Origin of the sequence: Prochlorococcus marinus XMU1404, assembly GCF_017696175.1 — a bacterium.
Classification (GTDB): Bacteria; Cyanobacteriota; Cyanobacteriia; order PCC-6307; family Cyanobiaceae; genus Prochlorococcus_A; species Prochlorococcus_A marinus_X.
Window position 1 is genome coordinate 171,748 of the sequence record NZ_JAAORE010000002.1, and the last position, 23,054, is coordinate 194,801.

At 31.1% G+C, this 23,054-nt stretch carries 23 protein-coding genes and 1 tRNA gene; 15 read left to right on the forward strand and 9 right to left on the reverse strand.

From position 1 onward, the window contains the following. Window positions 1-30 precede the first annotated feature (30 nt). Window positions 31-2,601 (forward strand): leucine--tRNA ligase, encoded by a 2,571-nt coding sequence (gene leuS, locus HA144_RS04565; protein WP_209042935.1) that lies wholly within the window; start codon window positions 31-33, stop codon window positions 2,599-2,601. On the opposite strand, the gene HA144_RS04570 is transcribed toward leuS, so the two are convergent. Next, the gene (locus HA144_RS04570; protein ID WP_209042936.1) at window positions 2,598-4,181 is read right to left on the reverse strand and encodes a glucose-6-phosphate isomerase; all 1,584 of its coding nucleotides are present in this window, start codon (window positions 4,179-4,181) and stop codon (window positions 2,598-2,600) included. The genes leuS and HA144_RS04570 overlap by 4 nt on opposite strands. A 183-nt stretch (window positions 4,182-4,364) precedes the next feature. On the opposite strand from HA144_RS04570, the gene purN reads away from it, so the two are divergent. Further along, window positions 4,365-5,021 (forward strand): phosphoribosylglycinamide formyltransferase, encoded by a 657-nt coding sequence (gene purN / locus HA144_RS04575; RefSeq protein ID WP_209042937.1) that lies wholly within the window; start codon window positions 4,365-4,367, stop codon window positions 5,019-5,021. On the opposite strand, the gene argC is transcribed toward purN, so the two are convergent. Continuing rightward, complete coding sequence (gene argC, locus HA144_RS04580; protein WP_209042938.1) at window positions 5,005-6,060, reverse strand: N-acetyl-gamma-glutamyl-phosphate reductase; 1,056 nt, start codon at window positions 6,058-6,060, stop codon at window positions 5,005-5,007. The genes purN and argC overlap by 17 nt on opposite strands. An 88-nt stretch (window positions 6,061-6,148) precedes the next feature. Between argC and ribBA the strand changes: the two genes are divergently transcribed. Then, window positions 6,149-7,873, forward strand: a complete 1,725-nt coding sequence (ribBA, locus tag HA144_RS04585) for a bifunctional 3,4-dihydroxy-2-butanone-4-phosphate synthase/GTP cyclohydrolase II (RefSeq protein WP_245152834.1) — start codon at window positions 6,149-6,151, stop codon at window positions 7,871-7,873. A 4-nt stretch (window positions 7,874-7,877) separates the two neighbouring features. On the opposite strand, the gene HA144_RS04590 is transcribed toward ribBA, so the two are convergent. The 5 genes from HA144_RS04590 to HA144_RS04610 all read right to left on the reverse strand — a co-directional run bounded on the left by HA144_RS04590 (window position 7,878) and on the right by HA144_RS04610 (window position 11,972). Continuing rightward, window positions 7,878-8,315, reverse strand: a complete 438-nt coding sequence (locus HA144_RS04590; RefSeq protein ID WP_209042939.1) for a peptidylprolyl isomerase — start codon at window positions 8,313-8,315, stop codon at window positions 7,878-7,880. Between the two features lie 38 nt (window positions 8,316-8,353). Beyond that, window positions 8,354-8,731 (reverse strand): DUF3110 domain-containing protein, encoded by a 378-nt coding sequence (locus tag HA144_RS04595; protein ID WP_209042940.1) that lies wholly within the window; start codon window positions 8,729-8,731, stop codon window positions 8,354-8,356. 18 nt (window positions 8,732-8,749) lie between these two features. Then, the gene (locus HA144_RS04600; RefSeq protein ID WP_209042941.1) at window positions 8,750-9,724 is read right to left on the reverse strand and encodes a DnaJ C-terminal domain-containing protein; all 975 of its coding nucleotides are present in this window, start codon (window positions 9,722-9,724) and stop codon (window positions 8,750-8,752) included. Continuing rightward, the gene (gene dnaK, locus HA144_RS04605) at window positions 9,675-11,672 is read right to left on the reverse strand and encodes a molecular chaperone DnaK (protein WP_209042942.1); all 1,998 of its coding nucleotides are present in this window, start codon (window positions 11,670-11,672) and stop codon (window positions 9,675-9,677) included. Before dnaK ends, HA144_RS04600 begins: the two co-directional genes overlap by 50 nt. A 213-nt stretch (window positions 11,673-11,885) precedes the next feature. After that, a tRNA-Ser gene (locus HA144_RS04610) sits at window positions 11,886-11,972 on the reverse strand. A 49-nt stretch (window positions 11,973-12,021) separates the two neighbouring features. On the opposite strand from HA144_RS04610, the gene HA144_RS04615 reads away from it, so the two are divergent. The 9 genes from HA144_RS04615 (at window position 12,022) to psaK (ending at window position 18,220) form a co-directional block, all read left to right on the forward strand. Next, entirely contained in the window at window positions 12,022-12,396 is a 375-nt protein-coding gene (locus HA144_RS04615; protein WP_209042943.1) for a 2Fe-2S iron-sulfur cluster-binding protein, read from the forward strand. A gap of 5 nt (window positions 12,397-12,401) precedes the next feature. Next, on the forward strand, window positions 12,402-13,250 hold the full coding sequence (locus tag HA144_RS04620) for an inositol monophosphatase family protein (RefSeq protein WP_209042944.1): 849 nt from the start codon (window positions 12,402-12,404) through the stop codon (window positions 13,248-13,250). 18 nt (window positions 13,251-13,268) lie between these two features. Then, entirely contained in the window at window positions 13,269-14,420 is a 1,152-nt protein-coding gene (locus HA144_RS04625; RefSeq protein WP_209042945.1) for an ATP phosphoribosyltransferase regulatory subunit, read from the forward strand. Between the two features lie 117 nt (window positions 14,421-14,537). Beyond that, window positions 14,538-16,442, forward strand: coding sequence for a molecular chaperone HtpG (gene htpG, locus HA144_RS04630; protein ID WP_209042946.1), 1,905 nt, complete (start codon window positions 14,538-14,540; stop codon window positions 16,440-16,442). Between the two features lie 38 nt (window positions 16,443-16,480). Further along, window positions 16,481-16,717, forward strand: coding sequence for a 50S ribosomal protein L28 (rpmB, locus tag HA144_RS04635; protein ID WP_209042947.1), 237 nt, complete (start codon window positions 16,481-16,483; stop codon window positions 16,715-16,717). 5 nt (window positions 16,718-16,722) lie between these two features. Next, window positions 16,723-17,256, forward strand: coding sequence for a peroxiredoxin (locus tag HA144_RS04640; protein WP_209042948.1), 534 nt, complete (start codon window positions 16,723-16,725; stop codon window positions 17,254-17,256). A 3-nt stretch (window positions 17,257-17,259) separates the two neighbouring features. Then, window positions 17,260-17,562: a DUF2499 domain-containing protein gene (locus HA144_RS04645; protein WP_209042949.1), complete on the forward strand. Its 303-nt coding sequence runs from the start codon at window positions 17,260-17,262 to the stop codon at window positions 17,560-17,562. Further along, window positions 17,555-17,890: a DUF3593 domain-containing protein gene (locus HA144_RS04650; protein WP_209042950.1), complete on the forward strand. Its 336-nt coding sequence runs from the start codon at window positions 17,555-17,557 to the stop codon at window positions 17,888-17,890. Before HA144_RS04645 ends, HA144_RS04650 begins: the two co-directional genes overlap by 8 nt. A 66-nt stretch (window positions 17,891-17,956) precedes the next feature. Then, window positions 17,957-18,220, forward strand: a complete 264-nt coding sequence (gene psaK, locus HA144_RS04655) for a photosystem I reaction center subunit PsaK (RefSeq protein WP_209042951.1) — start codon at window positions 17,957-17,959, stop codon at window positions 18,218-18,220. A gap of 19 nt (window positions 18,221-18,239) precedes the next feature. Here the strand turns inward: psaK and dxs are convergent, their stop codons facing one another. After that, window positions 18,240-20,129, reverse strand: a complete 1,890-nt coding sequence (gene dxs / locus HA144_RS04660) for a 1-deoxy-D-xylulose-5-phosphate synthase (RefSeq protein ID WP_209042952.1) — start codon at window positions 20,127-20,129, stop codon at window positions 18,240-18,242. 116 nt (window positions 20,130-20,245) lie between these two features. On the opposite strand from dxs, the gene ilvA reads away from it, so the two are divergent. The 3 genes from ilvA to HA144_RS04675 all read left to right on the forward strand — a co-directional run bounded on the left by ilvA (window position 20,246) and on the right by HA144_RS04675 (window position 22,678). Beyond that, a complete protein-coding gene (gene ilvA, locus HA144_RS04665; RefSeq protein WP_209042953.1) occupies window positions 20,246-21,787 on the forward strand; it encodes a threonine ammonia-lyase, biosynthetic in 1,542 nt (513 codons plus the stop codon). Window positions 21,788-21,863: 76 nt separating this feature from the next. Further along, window positions 21,864-22,361: an SMC-Scp complex subunit ScpB gene (gene scpB / locus HA144_RS04670; RefSeq protein ID WP_209043229.1), complete on the forward strand. Its 498-nt coding sequence runs from the start codon at window positions 21,864-21,866 to the stop codon at window positions 22,359-22,361. A 38-nt stretch (window positions 22,362-22,399) separates the two neighbouring features. Then, window positions 22,400-22,678: a YggT family protein gene (locus tag HA144_RS04675; protein ID WP_002807500.1), complete on the forward strand. Its 279-nt coding sequence runs from the start codon at window positions 22,400-22,402 to the stop codon at window positions 22,676-22,678. 2 nt (window positions 22,679-22,680) lie between these two features. On the opposite strand, the gene HA144_RS04680 is transcribed toward HA144_RS04675, so the two are convergent. After that, entirely contained in the window at window positions 22,681-23,010 is a 330-nt protein-coding gene (locus HA144_RS04680) for a nucleoside triphosphate pyrophosphohydrolase family protein (protein ID WP_209042954.1), read from the reverse strand. Between the last annotated feature and the right edge of the window lie 44 nt (window positions 23,011-23,054).

Sequence of the window (23,054 nt, forward strand, 5' to 3'; positions counted from 1 at the left end):
TAAAATAATAATTTAACAAATAAAAATTAAGTGATTTCTCCCGATAAACAATATGAGGCTGATAATAATTTATATAATCCATCAGAAATAGAAAAAAAATGGCAATCAATATGGATAGAAAACAATTTATACAAAACCGATGAATTAACAGAGAATAGTGATAAATTTTATGCTTTATCAATGTTTCCCTATCCTTCAGGTAATCTTCATATGGGACATGTTAGAAATTATGTTATTACAGACTTAATAGCTCGGTTCCAAAGGTTTAAGGGCAAATCTGTTTTGCATCCAATGGGTTGGGACGCTTTTGGTTTGCCTGCTGAGAATGCAGCGATTGAAAGAGGAATTAGTCCCAGCGTCTGGACTAAAAAAAATATTTCTCATATGAAGTCACAATTAAAGCTTTTGGGACTATCAGTTGATTGGGAAAGGGAATTTGCAACTTGTGATGAAAATTATTATATTTGGACGCAATATCTATTTTTAGAATTATACGAGGCAGGTCTTGTATATCAAAATGAATCAGAAGTTAATTGGGATCCTATAGATAATACTGTCTTAGCAAATGAACAAGTTGACTCGGAGGGTAAATCTTGGAGATCTGGGGCAGTAGTTGAAAAAAAATTATTAAAACAATGGTTTTTAAGGATTACTAATTATGCAGATGAGTTATTAAAGGATTTAGAAAAATTAGATAACTGGCCAGAAAGAGTAAAAATAATGCAAGATAATTGGATTGGAAAGTCAATTGGTACAAATATTAATTTCAATATCAATACAAATCAAGAAGAAAAAATAACTGTATTTACAACAAGGCCAGATACTTTATTTGGAGTTACTTATTTAGCAATTTCTGTTAATCATGCATTAATTAAAAATATTTCTGATCAAGAAACCATAAAAGATATAGAACATCTTAAACAAAATTTGAAAAATAATAAAAATAATGAACTTGAAAAAATTGGAATAAAAACCAGCTTAATAGCAATAAATCCAGTTAATTCTGAACCTATTCCTATTTGGGTGGCAAGTTATGTTCTCGATGAATACGGGACAGGAGCTGTTATGGGAGTGCCTGCTCATGATCTAAGAGATTTTGAATTTGCTAAGAAAAATAATATTGATATTAAGCAGGTAATAATAAATGATAAAAGTGTACAAACTAAAGAACTTGATAAACCTTATGTGGAAAATGGATATCTTATTAATTCAAATCAATACGATGGTATAGAAAATACTATTGCTAAATTAAAAATTTCAGAGGAGGGAGTAAATAATGGATGGGCCGAAAATAAGGTTCAATATCGTCTAAGAGATTGGTTAATATCTAGACAAAGATATTGGGGATGTCCGATACCCATAGTTAATTGCAAAAAATGTGGATCTGTTCCATTAAAGAAATCGGAATTACCTGTTTCCTTACCAAAAGATATAGAAATCTCGTCTAACAAGATTAATGCTTTAGGTGATAATAATAATTGGATAAATACAACATGTCCAAAATGTGGAATAGCTGCAAGAAAAGAAACTGATACTATGGACACATTCATGTGCTCATCTTGGTATTTTTTAAGATATCCATCTTCAAAATGTTCAACTAAGCCATTTGAAAAGATGGAAATAAATAAGTGGTTGCCTGTAGATCAATATGTAGGAGGAGTGGAGCATGCCATATTGCATTTGTTATATGCAAGATTTTTTACTAAAGCCTTGCGAGATAATGAACTATTTGAAATTGATGAACCATTCAAAAAGCTACTAACTCAAGGAATGGTTCAGGCCGCAGCCTATAAAAACAATAAAACGGGTAAATATGTTTCTCCTTCCGATATTACTGACCTATCAAATCCTACAGATCCAATTGACAATTCTAAACTTGAAGTTCTTTTCGAAAAGATGTCAAAGTCTAAATATAATGGAATAGATCCTGAATCAGTAATTAAAAAATATGGAGCAGATACAGCAAGAATGTTTATCTTATTTAAAGCACCACCAGAAAAAGATTTGGAATGGGGAGATACAGATGTTGAAGGACAATTTAGATTTTTAAGCAGGATTTGGAAGCTTTATATAAATTGTGCAAAAGATATAAATAGTAAAAGTAAGACCTATCCAGACAAAGAAAAATCTTTAATAAAGTCACTTAATATAGCTATAAAAGAAATCTCAAATGACATATTAAATAACCAATTTAATACTGCGATTTCAGAACTAATGAAGTTTTATAATTCATTATCAAATTCCATTAATGAGGTAAACAATAATCTTAAAAAAGAAGCTTTAAAAACATTTTGTATTTTGTTGGCTCCATTTGCTCCTCATATTGCTGAAGAAATATGGCATCTTATAGGATTTAAAAATTCTGTGCATTTAGAAAAATGGCCTACTTTTAATGCCGAAGCACTAAAAGAAGATTCATATGAACTAGTAATACAAGTGAATGGAAAAGTTAGAGACAAAGTAAATATTAATAATGAAATGAATGAGGATCAAATTAAAGAATTGTCTCTTAAAAGACCTAACATTTTAAAATGGACTCAAGATAAGGAAATAAGAAAAATAATTATTGTTAAAGGAAAAATTATGAATATTGTTATTTAAGAATTTGTTTTTTGAATAACTAATGAATTTGGATTTGACCAATCGCCCTTAACTAAATAATCATCATTACCGAAACACATTTCACGTAGTATGAAAAATATAGGTTCACTCACTGAATTATCAAATAATGATGTTATGTCATTTATAGAATATTCACCTCCTTGGTCTAATAAATTACTTACTTTTTGTTGATACTCAATAATATTTGCTGCTGCTTTCTTCCCAGCTTCAACTCCGGGTTGATCATATGCATTTATATTTACTAATTCAGCGTAGAAGGATACCGCCCTCTCAAATAAAGCGATTAAGGCACCTAGTGAAAAACAATTTAATTTTTCTAATGTGATAGTGATACTTTGCCTGTCTTCACTAGAGAGTGCTGATCTGGTTCCTTGCAAAAAACCAGAAAGATATTCTTTAGGATTCTCTTTTTCTTCAAAAATATTAGTAGATGGAGAGTCTAATAATTCAATAAAAATACAAAAGAAATTATCAATTCCATCTCTAAGTTGCTGAACATAAGCATGTTGATCTGTAGATCCTTTATTACCAAAAACGGAAATACCTTGATTAACTACTTCACCATTCCTATTAAATTTCTTACCTAATGATTCCATTACTAATTGCTGGAGATATTTACTAAATACCTGTAACCTATCTCTATAAGGTAATACGACCATATCTCTCCTTCCAACGCCATCCCCGGTTAAATACCATGCAGATGATAATAATGCTGCGGGATTATTTATAAAATCACTTGTACGTGTGGCTTCATCCATTAATGATGCACCTCTAATAAATTCAAATATATTTTCATTAATAAGAGCTAATGGTAGTAATCCCACAGAGCTTGTAATACTTGTTCTCCCTCCAACCCAATCTTGTAAATTAAATATTTGTAACCAACTTTCAGATGTGGCTTTTTTAAATAACTTACTATCTTTCATTGTTATAGCTATAGCATTTGAATTCCATTCAATAGAATTATTTTCGCAATGACTTTTAATAATTTCCATAGCAATTCTAGGTTCAGGTGTGCCACCTGATTTGCTTACTACTACGAATAATGTTGTGGATAATTTTTCAGATAACTCTTCTAACTTTTCACTAATTAAAAAAGGATCAATATTATCTATATAAGAAAAATTTAAGCCTTTAGAGCACTTCTGCAGTGACTCTGTTATGAGTAATGGGCCTAAACCACTTCCACCAATTCCTATCCATAGAACATCTGTATAGTTATGATTATTCTTATTCTTAATATCCCCATTTAAAATTTGTTTTCCAAATTCAGAGATTTCATTAATATCTGCGCTAATTTCCTCGCCTATTTTGGAAGATGGAGAAATTGATGGATTTCTAAGCCAATAATGTCCAACTTGTCTATTTTCATCAATATTTGAGATTGCACCATTTTCTAATTCTTTTATTGATGAAAAAACATTTATAAATTTCTCTTCTAAATTTTTTATATCATTACTTGTGAAATTAATTTTGCTTATGTCTAACCAAATATTTAATTTTTTATCAAACCAAAGATAATTACAAAATTTATCCCAAGAGTTCAAATCTCCATTCATTTTATATATTTGTTTCCTTATATTTATATTTAATTATATCTATATGAATAGTACAAAGATTTGAATCATTTAAATTTGTTTAAATTTTTATCTTCAAATAAATATGTTTTTGAATATAAACAATTAAAGTAGAGGGTTTTTTTTATTTCATATGAATTTATCATTGGATAAAATAAAAAACCATTGGATAAATCCTTTAATTACATAATTTCGCCTGAGATATCTGAATTTAGAAAATTCTCACCAAAATTAAAAATAGGTGTACTTGCTTCTGGTAAAGGAACAAATTTTCAGGAGTTAATTAATCTCTCTGAAAAAGGAGAATTAGATATAGATATAAAAGTTCTTATAACTAACAAAGATGATGCAGGTTGTATAAAAAGAGCTAAAAATTCAGAAATACCTTATAAAGTAATAAGAGCCAAAGACTTTTCGCAAAAAGAGCTGTTTGAATTAGAAATTATAAATACTTTAAATAGTTGCGAAGTTGAACTTGTTGTAATGGCTGGCTGGATGAAAATTGTCTCTCCCTTCTTTATAAATAAGTTTAAGAATAAAATTATAAATATTCACCCATCATTACTTCCTGCTTATAAGGGTGGTTCTGCGATAAACGACTCTATATTAAATGGTTCAAAAATAACTGGTTGTTCAGTACATTTTGTTGATGAGGAGGTGGATAGTGGCTCTTTGATAATGCAAGCTGCATTGTCAATTAGAGATGATGACGATATTGAATCACTTTCCAAAAGAATACATATCCTCGAACATAAAATTTTGCCTCATTCTATCTCTAATGCTGGCTTTTTGATAAGAAGTAATTTTATGGAAAATTATTAGTTAACTCAAGACCATCATCCATTGAATATCCACTCATAATATTTAAGTTTTGAATTGCTTGCCCAGTCTGTCCTTTTAACAAATTATCAATTACAGATAAAATAATAATCTTTCCATTTCGAATGTCAACCTTAACAGAAATGATAATTTGGTTGGTATTTTTAACCCATTTTGTAGATGGGAATGTATCAATAGCTAATACTTTAATATTTTTGAAATTTCTGTAATAATTATCCAAAAGAATTCTACAATCATCAGAAGTTAATCCTGGATCTCTTAATCTTGCATATATAGTGGAATGCATCCCTCTCGATATTGGAACCAAATGAGGAGTAAAAAGCAGTTCTATTTTATTTCCAGAAATTAAAGATGCTACTTGCTCGATCTCTGAGGTATGTCTATGGTTTATCAATCCATATGCTGATAGACCTTCTCCACATTCTGATAAGAGTAACTTTTGGTTAGGTTCTCGACCACCTCCAGAAGTTCCGCTTTTAGAATCAATCACTATTCCATCATTTTCAATAATTCCTTGCGAAAGATAAGGAGCTAGTGGAATAAGAGCAGATGTTGGATAACATCCTGGACATGCAATTAATCTACCTTTTGAAATCGCTTCTTTGTTTATTTCAGGAAGACCGTAGACTGCCTCTTTACATAAATCTTCATCATTCCTTTTATAAATAGCAGCTTCTTTGGAATATACTCTTTTCCATTGATCTAAGGACTTATATCTGTAATCAGCAGATAAATCAATAACTTTAACTCCTCTATCTAATAATTTTCTTGTCAATGTAGAAGAAAGGCCATTTGGTAAGCAAAGCAAAGCAATATCTGAATTTTTTGAAATATTATCAACTGAAATTTCCTCTATAAGAGGATCATTATCTAGATAAATAAAAGGGAAATTATCATTCCACTTTGATCCAGATGTTTTATTACCTCCTAAATATGTAATTTTGTAGTTTTTATTTTTCTTTAAAAGATTTACCGCTTGAATACCGCCGTAACCAGTAGCACCTACTATTGCAACATTCATTTCTTTGAATTGGCAGACTTTGAGATAGGATTGTAAAGTGTTGAATTTAAGGTAACTAAAACACTATTTTTCTATATTGATAGGAATAATGAAAGAAACAAGTCCCAAATCAAATAATGGAACAATTTTGGATATAAATGAATCTTTTAAAATTGATTTTGATCCTATCAGCGATGCATTGGCAGCGATAAGGAATGGTGAGTGCATAATTGTGGTTGATGATGAAAGAAGAGAAAATGAAGGAGATTTAATTTGTGCGGCTCAGTTTGCAACTCCTCAGCAAATAAATTTTATGGCTACTGAGGGACGTGGTCTCATATGCCTAGCTATGCAAGGTGAGAAACTTGACTCTTTAGATTTACCTTTAATGGTAGATAGAAATACAGATAAAAATCAAACAGCTTTTACTATATCAATTGATGCTGGACCTGAAAATAACGTTTCTACTGGAATTTCAGCTGAAGATAGGGCTAAGACAATTCAAGTTGCTATAAATCCAAATACAAAACCTGAAGATTTACGGAGGCCAGGACATATTTTTCCATTAAGAGCTAAAAAAGGTGGAGTTTTAAAAAGGGCCGGTCATACCGAAGCAGCGGTAGATATTGCTGCAATGTCAGGTCTTTATCCCGCAGGAGTGATTTGTGAAATACAAAATCCTGACGGTTCCATGTCAAGACTTCCTCAACTTAAAGAATATGCAAATCAGTGGGGAATGAAATTAATATCAATAGCTGATTTAATAAGTTATCGTTTTCAAACTGAAAGATTTGTATTTAGAAAATCCGATGCTGTACTTCCAAGTATTTTTGGTAATTTCAAAGCTTATGGATATGTTAACGAACTTGATGGTTCAGAGCACGTTGCATTAGTTAAACAAAAATCATCAAAATTAAGCGAACCTGTACTAGTAAGAATGCATTCAGAGTGCTTAACTGGCGATGCTTTTGGATCATTACGATGCGATTGTAGACCCCAGTTAGAGGCTGCTTTATCAAGGATAGAAAAGGAGGAAGAGGGAGTTGTTGTTTACTTGAGACAAGAAGGTAGAGGTATTGGTCTTATAAATAAATTAAAAGCTTATAGTTTACAGGACGGTGGATTAGACACTGTAGAAGCTAATGAAAAGTTAGGTTTTCCAGCTGATCTAAGAAATTATGGAGTTGGAGCACAGATATTAACCGATTTAGGCATAAAAAAACTAAAATTACTTACAAATAATCCTAGAAAGATTGCTGGATTAGGTGGTTATGGAATAGAGGTTATTGAGAGAGTTCCATTAGTAATTTGTCCAAACGATAATAATGCTGAATATTTGAGTGTAAAAAAAATGAAGTTAGGTCACATGATTGATGAAGATAATCCTAATTCCAGGAATATCGATCCATTTATATCAATTTTTCTTGACGGAAAATATAAATCTATTGATCTAGTTCCAATAAAAAATGACGTTATTAAATTCTGTAGTGATAAGAAAATTAATATTAAACTAGAAAGTACTCCAAGATTATTAGCTTTTTGGAATCGACCAAAATTAGTTTGGCGAATTTTGCATGATCAGAATAGAACCAATTCCAACATTACTGATGAAGAAATAAAGAATATAGAATTATTTATTCAGTTTTTATCCAATTATGAAGATAGTACAAAGATTGGAATTATTGTTTCTAGAAACATTGAACAGGCATTACATCCAAAAAGTAGCATCAAATTAATCAATACTAAATTTACTATTAATAATGAAATCTTATATTCTTCTACAAGAAAATTTAATCTAGATAAAGAGACATTTAGTATTGTTTTTGAAGACTAAATTACTATTTTAAAGTTGCTTTTAAAATTTTGGAACCATTAGTAAGCTTTAGAACTACATCCATATCGTCAGTCTTACCAAAAACAGTATGAACTCCATCGAGATGAGGCTGTTGTTCATAGACTATGAAAAACTGACTACCACCTGTATCCTTTCCTGCATGAGCCATAGAAAGTGAGCCTTTAAGATGTTTATTGGAATTAATTTCACATTTAATATTATATCCAGGACCTCCAGTTCCAGGCATACCAGATGCTCCGTCACGAGTATTAGGACATCCACCTTGGGCCATAAAACCAGGAATAACTCTGTGAAAAGCTAGTCCGTCATAAAAACCATTACTAATCAATTTAGTAAAGTTGTTGACGGTATTTGGGGCGTCTTCAGAGAAAAATTCAATATTAATGTTCCCAACTTCTGTTTCAAATAATGCAGTTGTCATTTTTTATTTGTTTAATAATAATTCTGATATTTTAATAGCTAAAGCAACTTTTCAAGGTTTTCTTTAATGGTATTTATATCAATGTTATTATTATTTTTGTCTTCCTCCCAATTTTCAACTTCTAGGTTTTTCTGGGGTGGTGAAATTAACAACCTATCTTCTGCGGTTTTAGGTACAAAATTTTTTTCTACTAATTTGCATTCATAATCTAATTTATTGCAGAAATCTTTAATTTCCTCAATGTTGATCATTTCAACTGTTGGCAAAGGAAAATCTTGAGCTTCTAGTAGACCACAATATCTCGTTGCATCATCCTTATCTTCAAACATAAGAACAATGGTCCTTCCTTTAAGTTCTATTGAATGAATTCCTTCCTTATCTGTTCCTGAATTATATAGAAGAACAAATATGTTCATAAGTATCGTTTTTTCTATTTATATAATATTTGATTGAGAATCAGAAAGTGATAATTCTTGTAATCTTGTATATAAAGCAATTTCTTCATCATTAATATCAGCAGGTATCACTACCAAGATTTCAACATATTGATCGCCTACATTATCTTCGAAAGTTAAACCCCTACCTTTCAAACGTAACATTCTACCCGTAGATGATTTAGGTGGCACTTGAAGTGTGACATTTCCATCTAGGGTCGGAACCTCAACTGCACAACCAAGAAGAGCATCATGAGGAAATAACTCTAATTTATAAAGAACTCTTAAACCATCAATTCTTAGACCACTTTTGGTTTGAACTTTTAACTGTAGATAATGATCTTTACCTCCTCTTGCAATATTTTCAAGTCTTAATCGCCATCCATCTCCAGCGAAAGGAGGTGTATCTACTTCTACTACGGTTTCATCTTCGAGCTCTATTAAAATTGAAGCTCCATTTAAGGCCTCATCAGGAGTTAAATCAATAACTGTTTCAATATCTTGGTGGAGTTTAACTGGAGGCGGCTCTTCTGGAGAGGTTGTAGGGTAGTCATAATTATTAAATTCATCATTATTTGTATTTATCGATTCATCTTCAAATGGTTCATTGTCATATTCTTCGTAATTCTTTTGTGAGTATTCATATCCAAATAATGAATCAAGATAATCTTGAAAATCAGGAAACCCCGTCTTGAAATTATTATTTTCGGAATCATCATCAATATTTTTATCCGAACCATTTTTTCTAATATTAGGATCACGTAGACATTCGTATGCTTCGTTAATTAATTTAAATCTTTCCTCTGCATTAAGATCATTTTTATTTAAATCTGGATGCCATTTTCGTGCTTCTCTTCGAAAGGCCTTTTTAAGTTCTTTATCATCGAAATCAGGGGATAAACCCAAAATCGACAAATAGTCTTTTTTAGAGGAAGTAGTCATTGTCCCATGGATCATCGTCCCTAGAATTACCATACCTCGAATTTCTATAATTTCTATTCATTTGATTATCCCAAGGATCATCATCCCAATAATCATCTGAAAAGAGTTCATCCTTTAATGATCCAAATGTATTTTTAATGCTCTGTAAGGGATTATTATCAGTTTTCTTTTCTGCCGAAAATTTTCTGTTTAATCCGAATAATGCTTCTTGGAGAGCACTTACTGAAATTTCTAATTCTTGAGGATCATCGTAATCTATATAATCTTCAACATCTTGAATGGCTATTTCAACAGCTCGTTGTTGCCTTTCGGCTCCATAAGGACCAAATTCTAATGAGGCATCCCTAAGTCTTCTTTCAGCTTGCGCAATAAGAGTTAAAGCACTATTTTTTCTATCAATTACAGATCTTTTCTTCCTATCTTCATTTGCTTTTATTTTAGCTTCTTCAATTATCGAATTTATTTCTTGTTCATTTAAATTAGAACCTCCAGAAATTGTAACTGTTTGCTTTCTTCCAGTTGTTCTATCAGTTGCACTTACTTCTAAAAGACCATTAGCATCAATATCAAATGCTACCTGGACTTGAGGTATTCCCCTTGGAGCTGGAGGTATTCCTGATAGTCTGAATTTACCAAGTGATTTATTTTCAGAGGCTAATGGCCTTTCTCCCTGCCGTACTTGAACAACTACTGATGATTGATTAGCTTCGGACGTACTAAAAACATCAGATTGTCTAACTGGTATTGGTGTATTACGAGGAATAAGTACCTTCATAAGACCACCAATAGTTTCTAAACCTAAAGATAAGGGAGTAACGTCATTTAGGAGTAAATCTTGTAAATCACCATTAATAATTCCAGATTGTATAGCAGCTCCAACTGCTACTACTTCATCAGGATTAACAGATTGACATGGATCATTTGGAACTAGAGTCTTTACTAATTGTTGAACCATTGGGATTCTTGTGCTGCCACCTACAAGAACTACCTCATCAATATCTTCTGCGTTCCATCCTGAATCGTCTAAAGCTATTTGCACAGGCTCTAATAATCTATCTAGTAAATCTTGTGATAATGATTCAAATATTTTTCTATCTAATGTTTCTTCAATATGTAACGGCCCCTCTTTACTTGTTGTGATAAATGGTAATGATATTTTTGTTTTTTGCAATCCTGACAATTCACATTTAGCTTTTTCAGCAGCCTCAGTTAATCTCTGTAAAGCTTGTCTATCCCTTCTTAGATCAATATCATGTTTAGTAAGAAATTTTTCCGCAAGCCAATCAACTATTTTTGAATCAAAATTGTTTCCTCCAAGCTGTGTATCACCACAAGTGGCTTTAACATCAAATACACCATTAGAAATTTTCAATAATGAAACATCAAATGTTCCTCCTCCTAAATCAAAAACCAAAACATTATTAGAAGAACTTTTTTCAAAACCATAAGCTAGAGCTGCAGCTGTAGGTTCATTTAGAATTCTATCTACTTTAATACCAGCTAATATTGCAGAATCCTTTGTGGCTTGCCTTTGAGATTCATTAAAGTAAGCAGGGACAGTAATAACTGCAGAATCAACAGTATCTCCAAGATATGTTTCAGCATCATTAATTAATTTTCTAATCAATGAGCTAACTAATTCTTCTGGTGCATACTCTCTTTCTGTATTTGGACTAAGAACCCTAACACTTCCATTGGTATTAGCTTTTACGTTATAAGGAACAGAAATACTATTCTCATCTAATTCATCCCAGTCACTACCAATAAATCTTTTTAGGTTATAAAAGGTATTCTTAGGATTTAGAACAAGTTGTCTTCTCGCTTGGTCTCCTATAACTATTTCTTTGTCTTTTGTAAATCCAACTATTGAAGGTGTTGTTCTAGTTCCCTCAGAATTTGCAATAACAATTGGACGACCAGATTCTATAACTCCGACAACAGAGTTAGTAGTACCTAAATCAATTCCAACTATTTGCCCCATGATTTTAGAATGCTAAATTAAAGCAAAATTTACTAATAACTTAATTAATTTTTATCTTAGATATTTACATATAATAGTAAAATTATAATAATTTCAACTTAATTTAAATAAATAAGATTATTTATAACTAGTCAAAAAGATAACTATTTTTTCTAGAACATTTTTTACAGACAAAGGTGTTGATGTAGTTAACCAAAATAAACTAATATAAAACGGAGAGAGAGGGATTCGAACCCTCGATAAAGTTGCCCCTATACAGCATTTCCAGTGCTGCGCCTTCAACCACTCGGCCACCTCTCCCAAGATCACCATTTTAACCCTTGATCATCCCATTTTTGAGGAAAGTTATTTGAGAAAGACTTTCACAGTCACGATTAAAAATAAGGAAACCGGAAAGGTATACCAAGAACAGGTTAATAGTGATGAGTACATACTTAAGGAATTTGAGAAGAAAGGTTTTAAGCTTGCATTTTCATGTAGAAATGGTTGCTGTACAAGTTGTGCAGTTAAAATAATATCTGGTTCTTTGGAACAGCCTGAAGCCATGGGTGTATCTCAAGCATTAAAAAATAAAGGTTATGCTCTGCTTTGTGTAGCTAAAGCAACTTCAGATCTTGAGGTGGAAACTACATATGAAGATGAAGTTTATGATTTACAATTTGGACAATATTTTGGGAGAGGAAATACAAGAGTTGCGCCACCTTGGGAATTTGAGGAAGATTAATTATCATGTTTGAATCAAGTGAAATAGATGAACTTGCTAATCAAGTAAACTTATCCAGTTTGTATGATATAGCAAAGAATTCAGCTCAAATTGGTAATGAAATTCTAAAAATTAATTACAATAAAATTCAGAAAATATCATCAAAGGGTAGAAAAGGTGATTTAGTAACCAATGTAGATTTGGAAGTCGAAAATAAAATAAAAGATTATCTATTAGAAATGACCCCAAACATATCTATCCATGCAGAGGAATCGGGTAAATTAAACAAATTCTCAGATTTTACTTGGTGTATAGACCCATTAGACGGTACAACAAATTATTCTCATGGATATCCTTTCTTTGGAACTTCTATTGGTCTTGTATATAAAAACAAGCCAATTATAGGGGCCATATCAGTACCTTATTTAAATGAGCTATATTCAGCCTGTATCGGTTTAGGATCATTCTGCAATGATTGTGAACTTAAAGTATCTAATCCATCTCAGCTTGCTGATAGTCTACTTGTAACTGGTTTCTCTTATGACAGATTTGATACAGAGGATAACAATTATGCTGAATTTTGTTACTTAACACATAAAACTAGAGGTGTCAGAAGAGGAGGAGCAGCAGCAGTTGATCTAGCATTTGTTGCTGCAGGTAAGGTCGATGGATACTGGGAAAGAGGATTGGAGGTTTGGGACCTAGCGGCTGGTGCTATCATTGTAGAAGAGGCTGGTGGAATTATTTCAGATTATCCATCAGGCAAATTTAATTTAAGATCTGGAAGAATTCTAGCTTGTTCTCCCAGCCTTGAAACTGAATTAAAAAATGAACTAGATAAAGTTTCTCCATTTAATAAAAATCTCTATACCTAAAATACGTTAAATATTAAAATGTCAGAAATAAAAGAAATTAAATTAGTCGATGTAAAAAATAACTCTAATATCATAAATAATTTAAATAGTATTTATAAACTATGGGGCTATGAAGAGGTTTCACCATCATTTATAAATACCTTAGAGACGATAAAGGGCCGCGGAGTTATTGAAGAAAATCAGCTTGTGGGAATAGTAAGTAATAATTCATTATGTCTTAGGCCAGAAATGACAACATCCATTGTTAAATTGTCATCAACTAGATTAATAAATAAGAAAAGACCTATAAGATTATTCACCAATGGAATGGTCTTTGATAAAAAACAAAATAATAAAAATTCATTTAAGTTACAAGAAAAACTGCAGAGTGGAATTGAATTAATTGGATATGATACAAAATACCCAGAAATTGAAGTCATTAATATCTTGTTTGATGCAATAGATAATATTAATTTGAGGGATGGTTGTAGTTTATATCTACTAGTAAGTACAACAAAAATAATGGATTTAATCTTAAATAAATATAAGGATAATAATTTTGAAGAAATTAAGAAAAGTCTGGTAAATTTTGATCAAGATAATTTATCTAAATTAGGAATTGATGAAGATGATAAATATATTCTTAAAGATCTCTTATTCACAAGAGGAGAACCAATTGCAATATTAAATAAATTGAAAACTACATATGGTACAAGTAAAACTTTAGATGACTTAAATTTTTTATTTGAATCATTAACAAAAATATCAAGTAGATATGGAATCAAATTACAACTTGATCCCACGTTTCAACCTCACTTGAATTTATATGAGGGAATAGTTTTTCAACTTATAGGCGATGATGGTAAAAATAAAAGCGTTATTGCAAAAGGCGGAAGATATGATGAATTAGTAAGATACTTTAGTCCTAAGGAGAAGATCTTAAATGGGATTGGATTTACAATTTCAATAGACATTTTAAGAAATTTAATTAGGGAAGATAAGACAGATAAAAAAAAGATTTTATTAATGTTTAAAGATTCTTATTTGTTAGAAAAAGGTATGAATGAACAAAAAGAACAACAGAATAAAGGAAATATTGCCGTCTTACATTTAAATCCTATTGATGACTTGTCTAAAGCCAACCAAATAATGTTAGAAAACAATTGTAGTGAGATTATGTGGATTAAATAAAACCATTTATAAGTTTATTTTGGTTTAAATTCATATATTGTTCGGACAATACTCCTAATTAAACTTGATTAACTAGTTTTTAGGAAATAAGATTTAATATGTTTGATTTTTTTTTAAATGGAAAAAGGTGAAATTCGTATTAATACCGAAAATATTTTCCCAATTATTAAGAAGGCAGTATATTCTGACCATGAAATCTTTTTAAGAGAACTTGTTAGTAATGGTGTTGACGCAATAAGTAAACGAAGAATGGCATCTATGGCAGGTGACTGTGAAAATACTGAAGAAGCTCAGGTAAAAATATCTATTGACCGTGAGAATAAAACCTTAACAATTTCTGATAATGGAATTGGAATGAATGACGAAGAAATTAAGAAGTACATAAACCAAGTAGCTTTCTCTAGCGCAGAAGAATTCCTAACAAAATATAAAAAAGATAATGATGAATTTATAGGTCACTTTGGACTTGGTTTTTATTCAAGTTTCATGGTGGCAGATAGAGTTGATATATTAACTAAATCAGCGATTGGAGAATCAAAAGCTTTTAAATGGTCTTGTGATGGCTCACCAAATTTTACTTTAGAGGAGTCAGAGAGAGAGACAATTGGTACTGATGTGATACTTCACCTACTTGACGAAGAGAAAGAGTTTATTGAGCCAGAAAGGATTAAATCATTAATAAAAAAATATTGTGATTTTATGCCAATAGATGTTTTATTAGAAGGTGAGACAATTAATAAGAAAAATCCTCCCTGGAGAAAACAACCTAGTGAATTAAAAGATGAAGATTATATTGAGTTGTATAAATACCTTTATCCTTTTCAAGGAGATCCATTGTTATGGATTCATCTAAATACAGATTATCCATATGACATACAAGGGATATTGTATTTCCCTAAATTGTCTGGTAGAGCTGATTGGGAAAAGGGAGAAATTAAACTATTTTGTAATCAAGTTTTCGTAAGCGATTCAATTAAAGAGATAGTCCCAAAATATCTTTTACCTCTAAGAGGAGTAATTGATTCTACTGATATACCATTAAATGTAAGTAGAAGCGCATTACAAACAGATAGAAAAGTAAGATCTATATCATCATTTATTTCAAAAAAAATTGCTAATAAACTGAAGGATTTGATTAAAAATTCTCCAGAATTTTATGCAGAAATTTGGGATTCTATCTCTGCATTTATTAAAATTGGTGCTATCGAAGATGAAAAATTTGCTGAATTAGTTGTTAACAGTATTATTTTTGAAACAATCATAAATTCAGAGAAAAACATAACTAAAGATATTGAAAATAAATCACTTATTAAATCAAATGATAAATATTTCACAACTCTCGCAAATTACAAAGAACGAAATAATAAAACTGAGTCAAAAAAAATAATTTACTGTTCAGATTCGATTGCTCAGTCAAGTGCATTAAATATCTGTTTATCTGATAACAAAGAAGTTATTAAATCAGATCCCTTAATAGATGCACAATTTCTTCCTTGGTTAGAAAGTAAAAACGAAGATTATCAGTTCCAAAGAGTTGATTCAGAAATAAATGAACTTGAAGATAAAGAATCTAATGAAATTGTAGATAAGGATGGTAAATCAAATTCAGAAAATCTTCGAGATACAATTGTTAAAGCACTTAACAATGAGAAAGTAACAGTTAAAGTTCAGTCACTATCAAGTAAAGGGGCTCCACCCGCTATGATCTTGCTTCCAGAACAAATGAGAAGAATTAATGATATGGGTGCTTACATGGAACAAAAGCTGCCTGGCTTACCTGAATATCATGTGCTTTTAATTAACAAAGAACATCCTCTTATTGTTGGACTTAATAAAATTACAGGCAATAAAATAATTATTGATAAAAAAGAACCTATAGAAAATCCATTGGCATCGAAAATTGCAAATCAAGTTTACGATATGGCTAAACTATCTGTTGGTGGATTAGATCAAGAACAGATTATTAATTTACAAAATAATAATGCCGAATTAATTTCAGAATTGCTTAATTCATCAAATTGAGTCGTGTGTTAAAATTTTCATAGATATAAAATAAAAATATGTCAAGAGTTTGCGAACTGACTGGTGCAAAAGCTAATAACGGGATGGCTGTGAGTCACTCACATATTCGTACAAAAAAATTGCAACAAGTTAATCTCCAAAAAAGGAGACTTTGGTGGGAAGAAGGCAAAAAATGGGTAAATATTAAAATTAGTGCAAAGGCACTAAAATCAGTACAAAAAGTTGGATTAGATAAATATGCAAGATCAAATGGAGTTGATTTAAAAAAATTCTAAATTTAATGAAAAATTTAGTTGTAAATATATTAATAACATTTATTATTTTCCTTAATTGTAATTCAGTTATCGCTTATGACTTTGCTCCTGAAGTTGGTGATTCGGCTCCAAGTTTTTATTTAGAAGGTTTTAATAAAAACATAAAATCAAAAAAAAATTGGGAATTAAATGATTTTCAAGGTAAATGGCTTGTTATGTATTTTTATCCAAAGGACTTTACAGCAGGATGCACTCTTGAAGCTAAAGGTTTTTCCGAATTAAAAAAAGATTTTTCAAAATATAACGCTGAAATTGTTGGCATCAGTGCTGATAATCAAAATTCCCATGAAAGTTTCTGCAGTGAGAAATCTATAAACTACACTTTATTATCTGATCCTGATGGAACTATTAGCGAGAAATATGGTTCTTGGATTCCTCCATTTTCAGATAGAAATACTTTTTTGATTTCTCCAGAGGGGACAATTTCTTATAGATGGATAAGTGTTTTACCAATAAATCATGCCAAGGAAGTACTTAATGTACTAAAGAAAAAAATATAATTTGTGCACGAACTTTCATTTGTTACTTGGTTAATTCATATCTCTTCAGTCATTGAATGGATATTTACCATCTTTGTTATATACAAGATTTCTAAATATAAAAAATATAATTTATTTTTTTGGTTAAGTTTAGCTATGGTCCCAAACTTAATAGGAGCTATGTGCGCTATAACTTGGCATATCTATGATAATCAGGATAAATTATATGGATTAGTAACGCTTCAAGGGATATTTACATTTATTGGAAATTCAACATTAGCTTTAGCATCATTCACTATTTTTAAAAGTAAAGAGTCTTATGAATGATTTATTTATTAAATTAATAGAAAAAATAGCTTCAATTGACAATACGGCTTTGTTCGCAGCATCTATATTCCCATATGCAATTTTTTTGTTCTACTTATATAAAATTAAATCTGTGAATAAATTTGTAAAAACAGGTTATTCCTTAACAGTTTTATTTGTGTTTGTAACTATAGTAGTTTCTCTCTTCACCTTAAATTACTACAACAAAACCCTTGTTGAGATTGACTTCTGGCATGGTTTAGCAGAATCCTTCTTAACCTTAAGCGATTTCATTATTTTGTTGGGATTCATAAAGATGTTAAATACCCTAGAAGTAAACAACTCTTAAGACACATAACAATTTTGTGTTTTTTAGGTAAAAGTATTAGAGAATATATGAAAATAACGATTTTCTATGTTTACTACATTATTTGCAGCTGCTTCTGCTCCAGCAACATTCGAATGGTCACCAAAGTGTGCCGTTGTTATGATTGCATGTAATGTGTTTGCTTATGCAATTGCTAGAGCAACTATAAGAAAACCTAATGAAGGTTTTGAAATACCTAATTCAAAATTTTATGGTGGTTTAAGTCACGCATCAGTTGTAGGAGCTAATTGCCTTGGCCATATTTTCGGAATTGGGGCCATCCTAGGATTAGCATCACGCGGTGTTTTATAAAATTTGATTTATAAAGTTTTTAATTATTTAATTTGAATTTTTCGACAATTCTATCTGCCATCTGATCAGGCATAAGACCTAATTTCTCTTTACTCTGATCAGGTGATGCATGATCAACTAAAACATCAGGTATGCCAATTCTGTATACAGGAATATTTACTTCATTATCGTTAAATAATTCAACGATAGCAGAACCAAATCCACCTATTAAGGTTCCTTCTTCCATCGTTACTACTTTTTGAATCCTACTAGCAAGAGGCAAAATAAGTTTTTTATCGAGAGGTTTTACAAATCTTGCATTTACAATACATGCATTAATGTTCATACCTTTTAAGATCTCAGCTGTTTTAATAGCTGAAGCGACCATAGATCCATAAGCAATAATTAAAATATCATTCCCCTCTTCAAGTATCTCAGCTTCACCAATATTCAACGGTTCCCAACCCTCATCCATTACAACTACTCCTAATCCAGAACCTCTTGGTATTCTTAATGCGGTTGGACCTTTGTGATTGATGGAAGTTATTAACATTCTTTGTAATTCGGATTCATCCTTAGGCGCCATTAAGACAAAATTAGGTATGGATCTCATATAGCTTATATCGTACTGACCTTGGTGAGTAGGTCCGTCAGCTCCAACTATCCCAGCTCTATCAAGTACGAACGATACAGGTAAATTTTGTATGCCTACATCATGAATTAATTGATCGAATGCACGTTGGAGAAAAGTGCTATAGATGGCTACAACAGGTTTTAGTCCTTCACAGGACATTCCTGCAGCAAGAGTAACTGCATGTTGTTCAGCTATTCCCACATCAACATATTGATTTGGAATATTTTTTTGTAATAAATCTAATCCTGTACCGGTAGCCATCGCAGCTGTAATACCAATAACTCTACTATCTTGTTCACATATTTTTAATAATGTTTGGCCAAAAATTTTACTATAACTAACTGGCTTTGGTTTTTTTGATGGAATGGATTTACCAGTAGTAAGATCAAATGCAGACTGTGCATGATATCCAACTTGATCAGCTTCAGCGTAAGGATAACCTTTCCCTTTTGTCGTAACTACATGCACAAGTACAGGTTTTTTAAGTCTATGTGCAGCATTAAATGTATTTACTAAATTTTCAATATCATGACCATCAATTGGCCCCATATATGTAAATCCTAGTTCTTCAAAAACTGCGCCTACCTTAGGAACAGCTAAACGTCTAACACTTCCTTTAATATTCTTTAATTCTTCTGGGATGTCTTTGCCAATTAATGGAATATTTTTAACACTTTCTTGTACACTATCTGATAAAAATTGTAATGGTGGACTAAGCCTAACTTTATTTAAATAAGTAGAAAGAGCTCCAACTGGAGGAGATATAGACATATCATTATCATTTAGCACTACGACCAAGGGAGTATTTGGTAAGTGCCCTGCATGATTTATTGCTTCTAATGCCATTCCGCCAGTTAAAGCGCCGTCACCTATAACAGCTACACATTTATAGTTTTCTCCTTTCCTATCTCTCGCTATTGCCATTCCTAATGCTGCAGAAATAGATGTACTTGCATGACCAGCACCAAAATGGTCAAATTTACTTTCACTTCTTTTAAGATAGCCTGCTACCCCATTTTGTTGCCTAAGAGAATCAAAATCACTAAAACGACCTGTTATTAATTTATGGGGATAACCTTGATGCCCTACATCCCAAACAACCTTGTCTAAATTAAGATCAAGAGTCTGATATAAAGCTAATGTCAATTCAACTACACCTAATCCTGGACCAAGGTGTCCGCCACTGGTAGATACCACTTGAAGATGTCTTTCTCTAATTTGACAAGCAACTTCCTCTAATTGTGAAACTGTTAAGCCATGTAGTTCATTCGGATGGCTTAACTCACTTAAAAGCATTGAATAAAAATTGGTATCTATATAATCTAAAACGCCGAGGGGCAAAATGAGTATTTTTTTTGAAATAGATCATGTAATGTTTTATTAGATTAATAATTAATGCTAAAAATATATATATGAATGATTATTTTGAAAAAATACTTCAAGCTGAAGTCTATGAAGTAGCAAAAAAAACACCACTAGAGAAAGCACATAATTTAAGTAATTCACTTAATAATGAGGTTTTTCTAAAAAGAGAAGATCTTCAAGATGTTTTTTCATTCAAAATAAGAGGTGCATATAACAAAATGAGTAAGCTTACCAATTCACAGCTTGCTCAGGGAGTAATTACATCAAGTGCAGGAAATCATGCTCAAGGGGTTGCACTTAGTGCTCTCAAGTTAAATTGCAAAGCAACCATTTTGATGCCCATTACTACACCTCTAGTAAAAGTTAATGCAGTAAAAAATTTAAAAGCAAAAGTTATATTATTCGGTGATAACTATGATGAAACCTACAAAGAGGCAATAAGGATTAGCCAAGAAAGAAATTTATGTTTTATTCACCCTTTTGATGATCCAGATGTTATTGCAGGACAAGGAACTATAGCTATTGAACTTGAACAGCAACTAAAGGAAAAACCTTTTGCAATTTATATTGCTGTTGGTGGAGGTGGATTAATATCAGGAATTTCTTTATACATAAAAAAAATATGGCCTGATGTAAAAATCATTGGCGTAGAGCCTGAAGACTCAGATGCTATGACAAAATCCTTGGAAGAATCAAAAATTGTAGAATTATCTTCAGTTGGTCAATTTGCAGATGGAGTGGCGGTAAAAAAAATTGGTAAAAATACTTTTGATATTGGAAGAAAATATATAGATAAGATGATTAGAGTTAATACTGATGAAATATGTGCTGCTATTAAAGATGTTTTTGAGGATACTAGATCAATACTAGAACCAGCAGGAGCATTATCAATTGCAGGGATGAAAAAAGATATTTTGAATTCGAATCATTCAAATAGAAAAATGGTTGCTATTGCATGTGGTGCAAATATGAATTTTGAGAGGCTTAGATTTGTAGCAGAAAGAGCAGAACTTGGAGAGTGTAAAGAAGTTATGATGGCTGTGGAAATTCCAGAACGTGCCGGTAGTTTAATTGATTTTTGTAAGTTACTAAATAATAGAAATTTAACTGAATTTAGCTATAGAATGTCAAATTCTGAAAATGCGCAGATCTTTGTAGGAGTACAAGTCTATGGATTAATTGATAAAAAAAATCTTTTAGATAAATTCAGAAATTCGGAGTACTCATTTATTGACATAAGTGATGATGAATTATCAAAAAATCATCTCAGACATATGGTAGGTGGAAGATTACCAAAGAATTTTAAAGAAATGAATAATAGAAACTTTGTCGAGCTTTTATACAGATTTGAGTTTCCTGAAAGACCTGGAGCATTAATAAATTTCTTAAATAATATGAAATCTAATTGGTCTATAAGCGTTTTTCATTATAGGAACTATGGTGCAGATGTAGGGAAAATTGTTATTGGAGTTTTAATCGATAGAAATGAAATTTTAGAGTGGAACGAATTTGTAAGAATTTTAGGCTATAAATTCTGGGATGAAACTCAAAACGATACATATAAACTGTTCCTTGGTGCATCAAATTAAATATAAGGTAAATTAGGAAAGATTTCGGTAATTAAAAATCAATCAGTCTGATCTGAATACCAATCCACCATCTGATATAGATCTAGTTACTAAAGTTGAAGCCGTTCTATATTTGAAAGGTAGACCCATAACAAAAAGGGATCTTTCAGAAATTACTAATTCTGATATCAACTCAATAAATGATGCAATTAAAGATCTAAAAAATAAATACTCTAATCCAAGCTCTGCTATTGAGTTAAATCAAGTTAAAGATAGTTTTTCTCTAGAACTAAAATCTAGTCTTAATGATTTCGTTGAGGATTTACTTCCTTCTGATTTGAAAACATCAGAATTAAGAACATTGGCAACCATTGCAATCAAAAAAAAGATCTTGCAATCTGATCTTATACTTCTACGAGGTTCAGGAGCATATGATCATATTAAAGAATTATTAGAAAAGAAGTTTATTGTCAAACGGAAGCAAAAAGATGGCAGATCTTATTGGTTATCATTATCAGAAAAGTTTTTTCAAACTTTTGCTGTGAGTGATGAATATCTCTCAAAAATAGGAAGCCCTAATAATAAGCAGCAATAATAAGTAAATGTTAGAATATATTAAATTACAACAAGATAATGTTATCTGAGATTTTTGCAGTTCTAGGTCAAACTTTATCAATTTATTCTTTCATATTAATAATAAGAATTTTACTTACATGGTTTCCAGGAATAGATTGGAGTAACGGTGTTTTATCTGCATTAACTTCTATCACAGATCCTTATTTAAACATTTTTAGAGGTATTATCCCTCCTATAGGAGGATTCGATATTTCATCTTTATTAGCTTTTTTACTTTTAAATGTTATTCAAAATTTAATTACAAATCTTCAGTATGCCAGCTTAGGGTATAGCTGAATTTACCTATCATCCCCAGAACCGCTTATCTTTCCTTTAGCAGCTCTCAATTTTAATTTTTCAAGGTTTTGTATTGCTACATCCTCTAAATTAAAATTTAATTCTGTACAAAGATTTGAGATGTACCACAAAACATCTCCTAACTCCTTTTTAATCCCTATTTTTGATTCGTTATCAAATTTTCCATTTTTGTCTCTAATAACTTTTTTTACTTTTTCTGCTACTTCACCAGCCTCACCTACTAAACCAAGAGTTGGATAAATATTATTCGAACCTAAATTTGGATATTGTGCTGTTTCCCTAGCTTTTTTCTGATAAGTTTTAAAATCCATGACTTAAATAACTAACTTTGGGTATGTTAAATTTATTTATATCT

Bases quoted from the DNA above. Each gene is read 5' to 3' on its own strand.
- HA144_RS04570 (WP_209042936.1), bottom strand. From the start codon at position 4,181: ATGAATGGAGATTTGAACTCTTGGGATAAATTTTGTAATTATCTTTGG.
- argC (WP_209042938.1), bottom strand. From the start codon at position 6,060: ATGAATGTTGCAATAGTAGGTGCTACTGGTTACGGCGGTATTCAAGCG.
- ribBA (WP_245152834.1), top strand. From the start codon at position 6,149: ATGAAAGAAACAAGTCCCAAATCAAATAATGGAACAATTTTGGATATA.
- HA144_RS04590 (WP_209042939.1), bottom strand. From the start codon at position 8,315: ATGACAACTGCATTATTTGAAACAGAAGTTGGGAACATTAATATTGAA.
- HA144_RS04595 (WP_209042940.1), bottom strand. From the start codon at position 8,731: ATGAACATATTTGTTCTTCTATATAATTCAGGAACAGATAAGGAAGGA.
- HA144_RS04600 (WP_209042941.1), bottom strand. From the start codon at position 9,724: ATGGTAATTCTAGGGACGATGATCCATGGGACAATGACTACTTCCTCT.
- dnaK (WP_209042942.1), bottom strand. From the start codon at position 11,672: ATGGGGCAAATAGTTGGAATTGATTTAGGTACTACTAACTCTGTTGTC.
- HA144_RS04620 (WP_209042944.1), top strand. From the start codon at position 12,402: ATGTTTGAATCAAGTGAAATAGATGAACTTGCTAATCAAGTAAACTTA.
- HA144_RS04625 (WP_209042945.1), top strand. From the start codon at position 13,269: ATGTCAGAAATAAAAGAAATTAAATTAGTCGATGTAAAAAATAACTCT.
- htpG (WP_209042946.1), top strand. From the start codon at position 14,538: ATGGAAAAAGGTGAAATTCGTATTAATACCGAAAATATTTTCCCAATT.
- rpmB (WP_209042947.1), top strand. From the start codon at position 16,481: ATGTCAAGAGTTTGCGAACTGACTGGTGCAAAAGCTAATAACGGGATG.
- HA144_RS04640 (WP_209042948.1), top strand. From the start codon at position 16,723: ATGAAAAATTTAGTTGTAAATATATTAATAACATTTATTATTTTCCTT.
- HA144_RS04650 (WP_209042950.1), top strand. From the start codon at position 17,555: ATGAATGATTTATTTATTAAATTAATAGAAAAAATAGCTTCAATTGAC.
- psaK (WP_209042951.1), top strand. From the start codon at position 17,957: ATGTTTACTACATTATTTGCAGCTGCTTCTGCTCCAGCAACATTCGAA.
- dxs (WP_209042952.1), bottom strand. From the start codon at position 20,129: ATGCTTTTAAGTGAGTTAAGCCATCCGAATGAACTACATGGCTTAACA.
- ilvA (WP_209042953.1), top strand. From the start codon at position 20,246: ATGAATGATTATTTTGAAAAAATACTTCAAGCTGAAGTCTATGAAGTA.
- HA144_RS04675 (WP_002807500.1), top strand. From the start codon at position 22,400: ATGTTATCTGAGATTTTTGCAGTTCTAGGTCAAACTTTATCAATTTAT.
- HA144_RS04680 (WP_209042954.1), bottom strand. From the start codon at position 23,010: ATGGATTTTAAAACTTATCAGAAAAAAGCTAGGGAAACAGCACAATAT.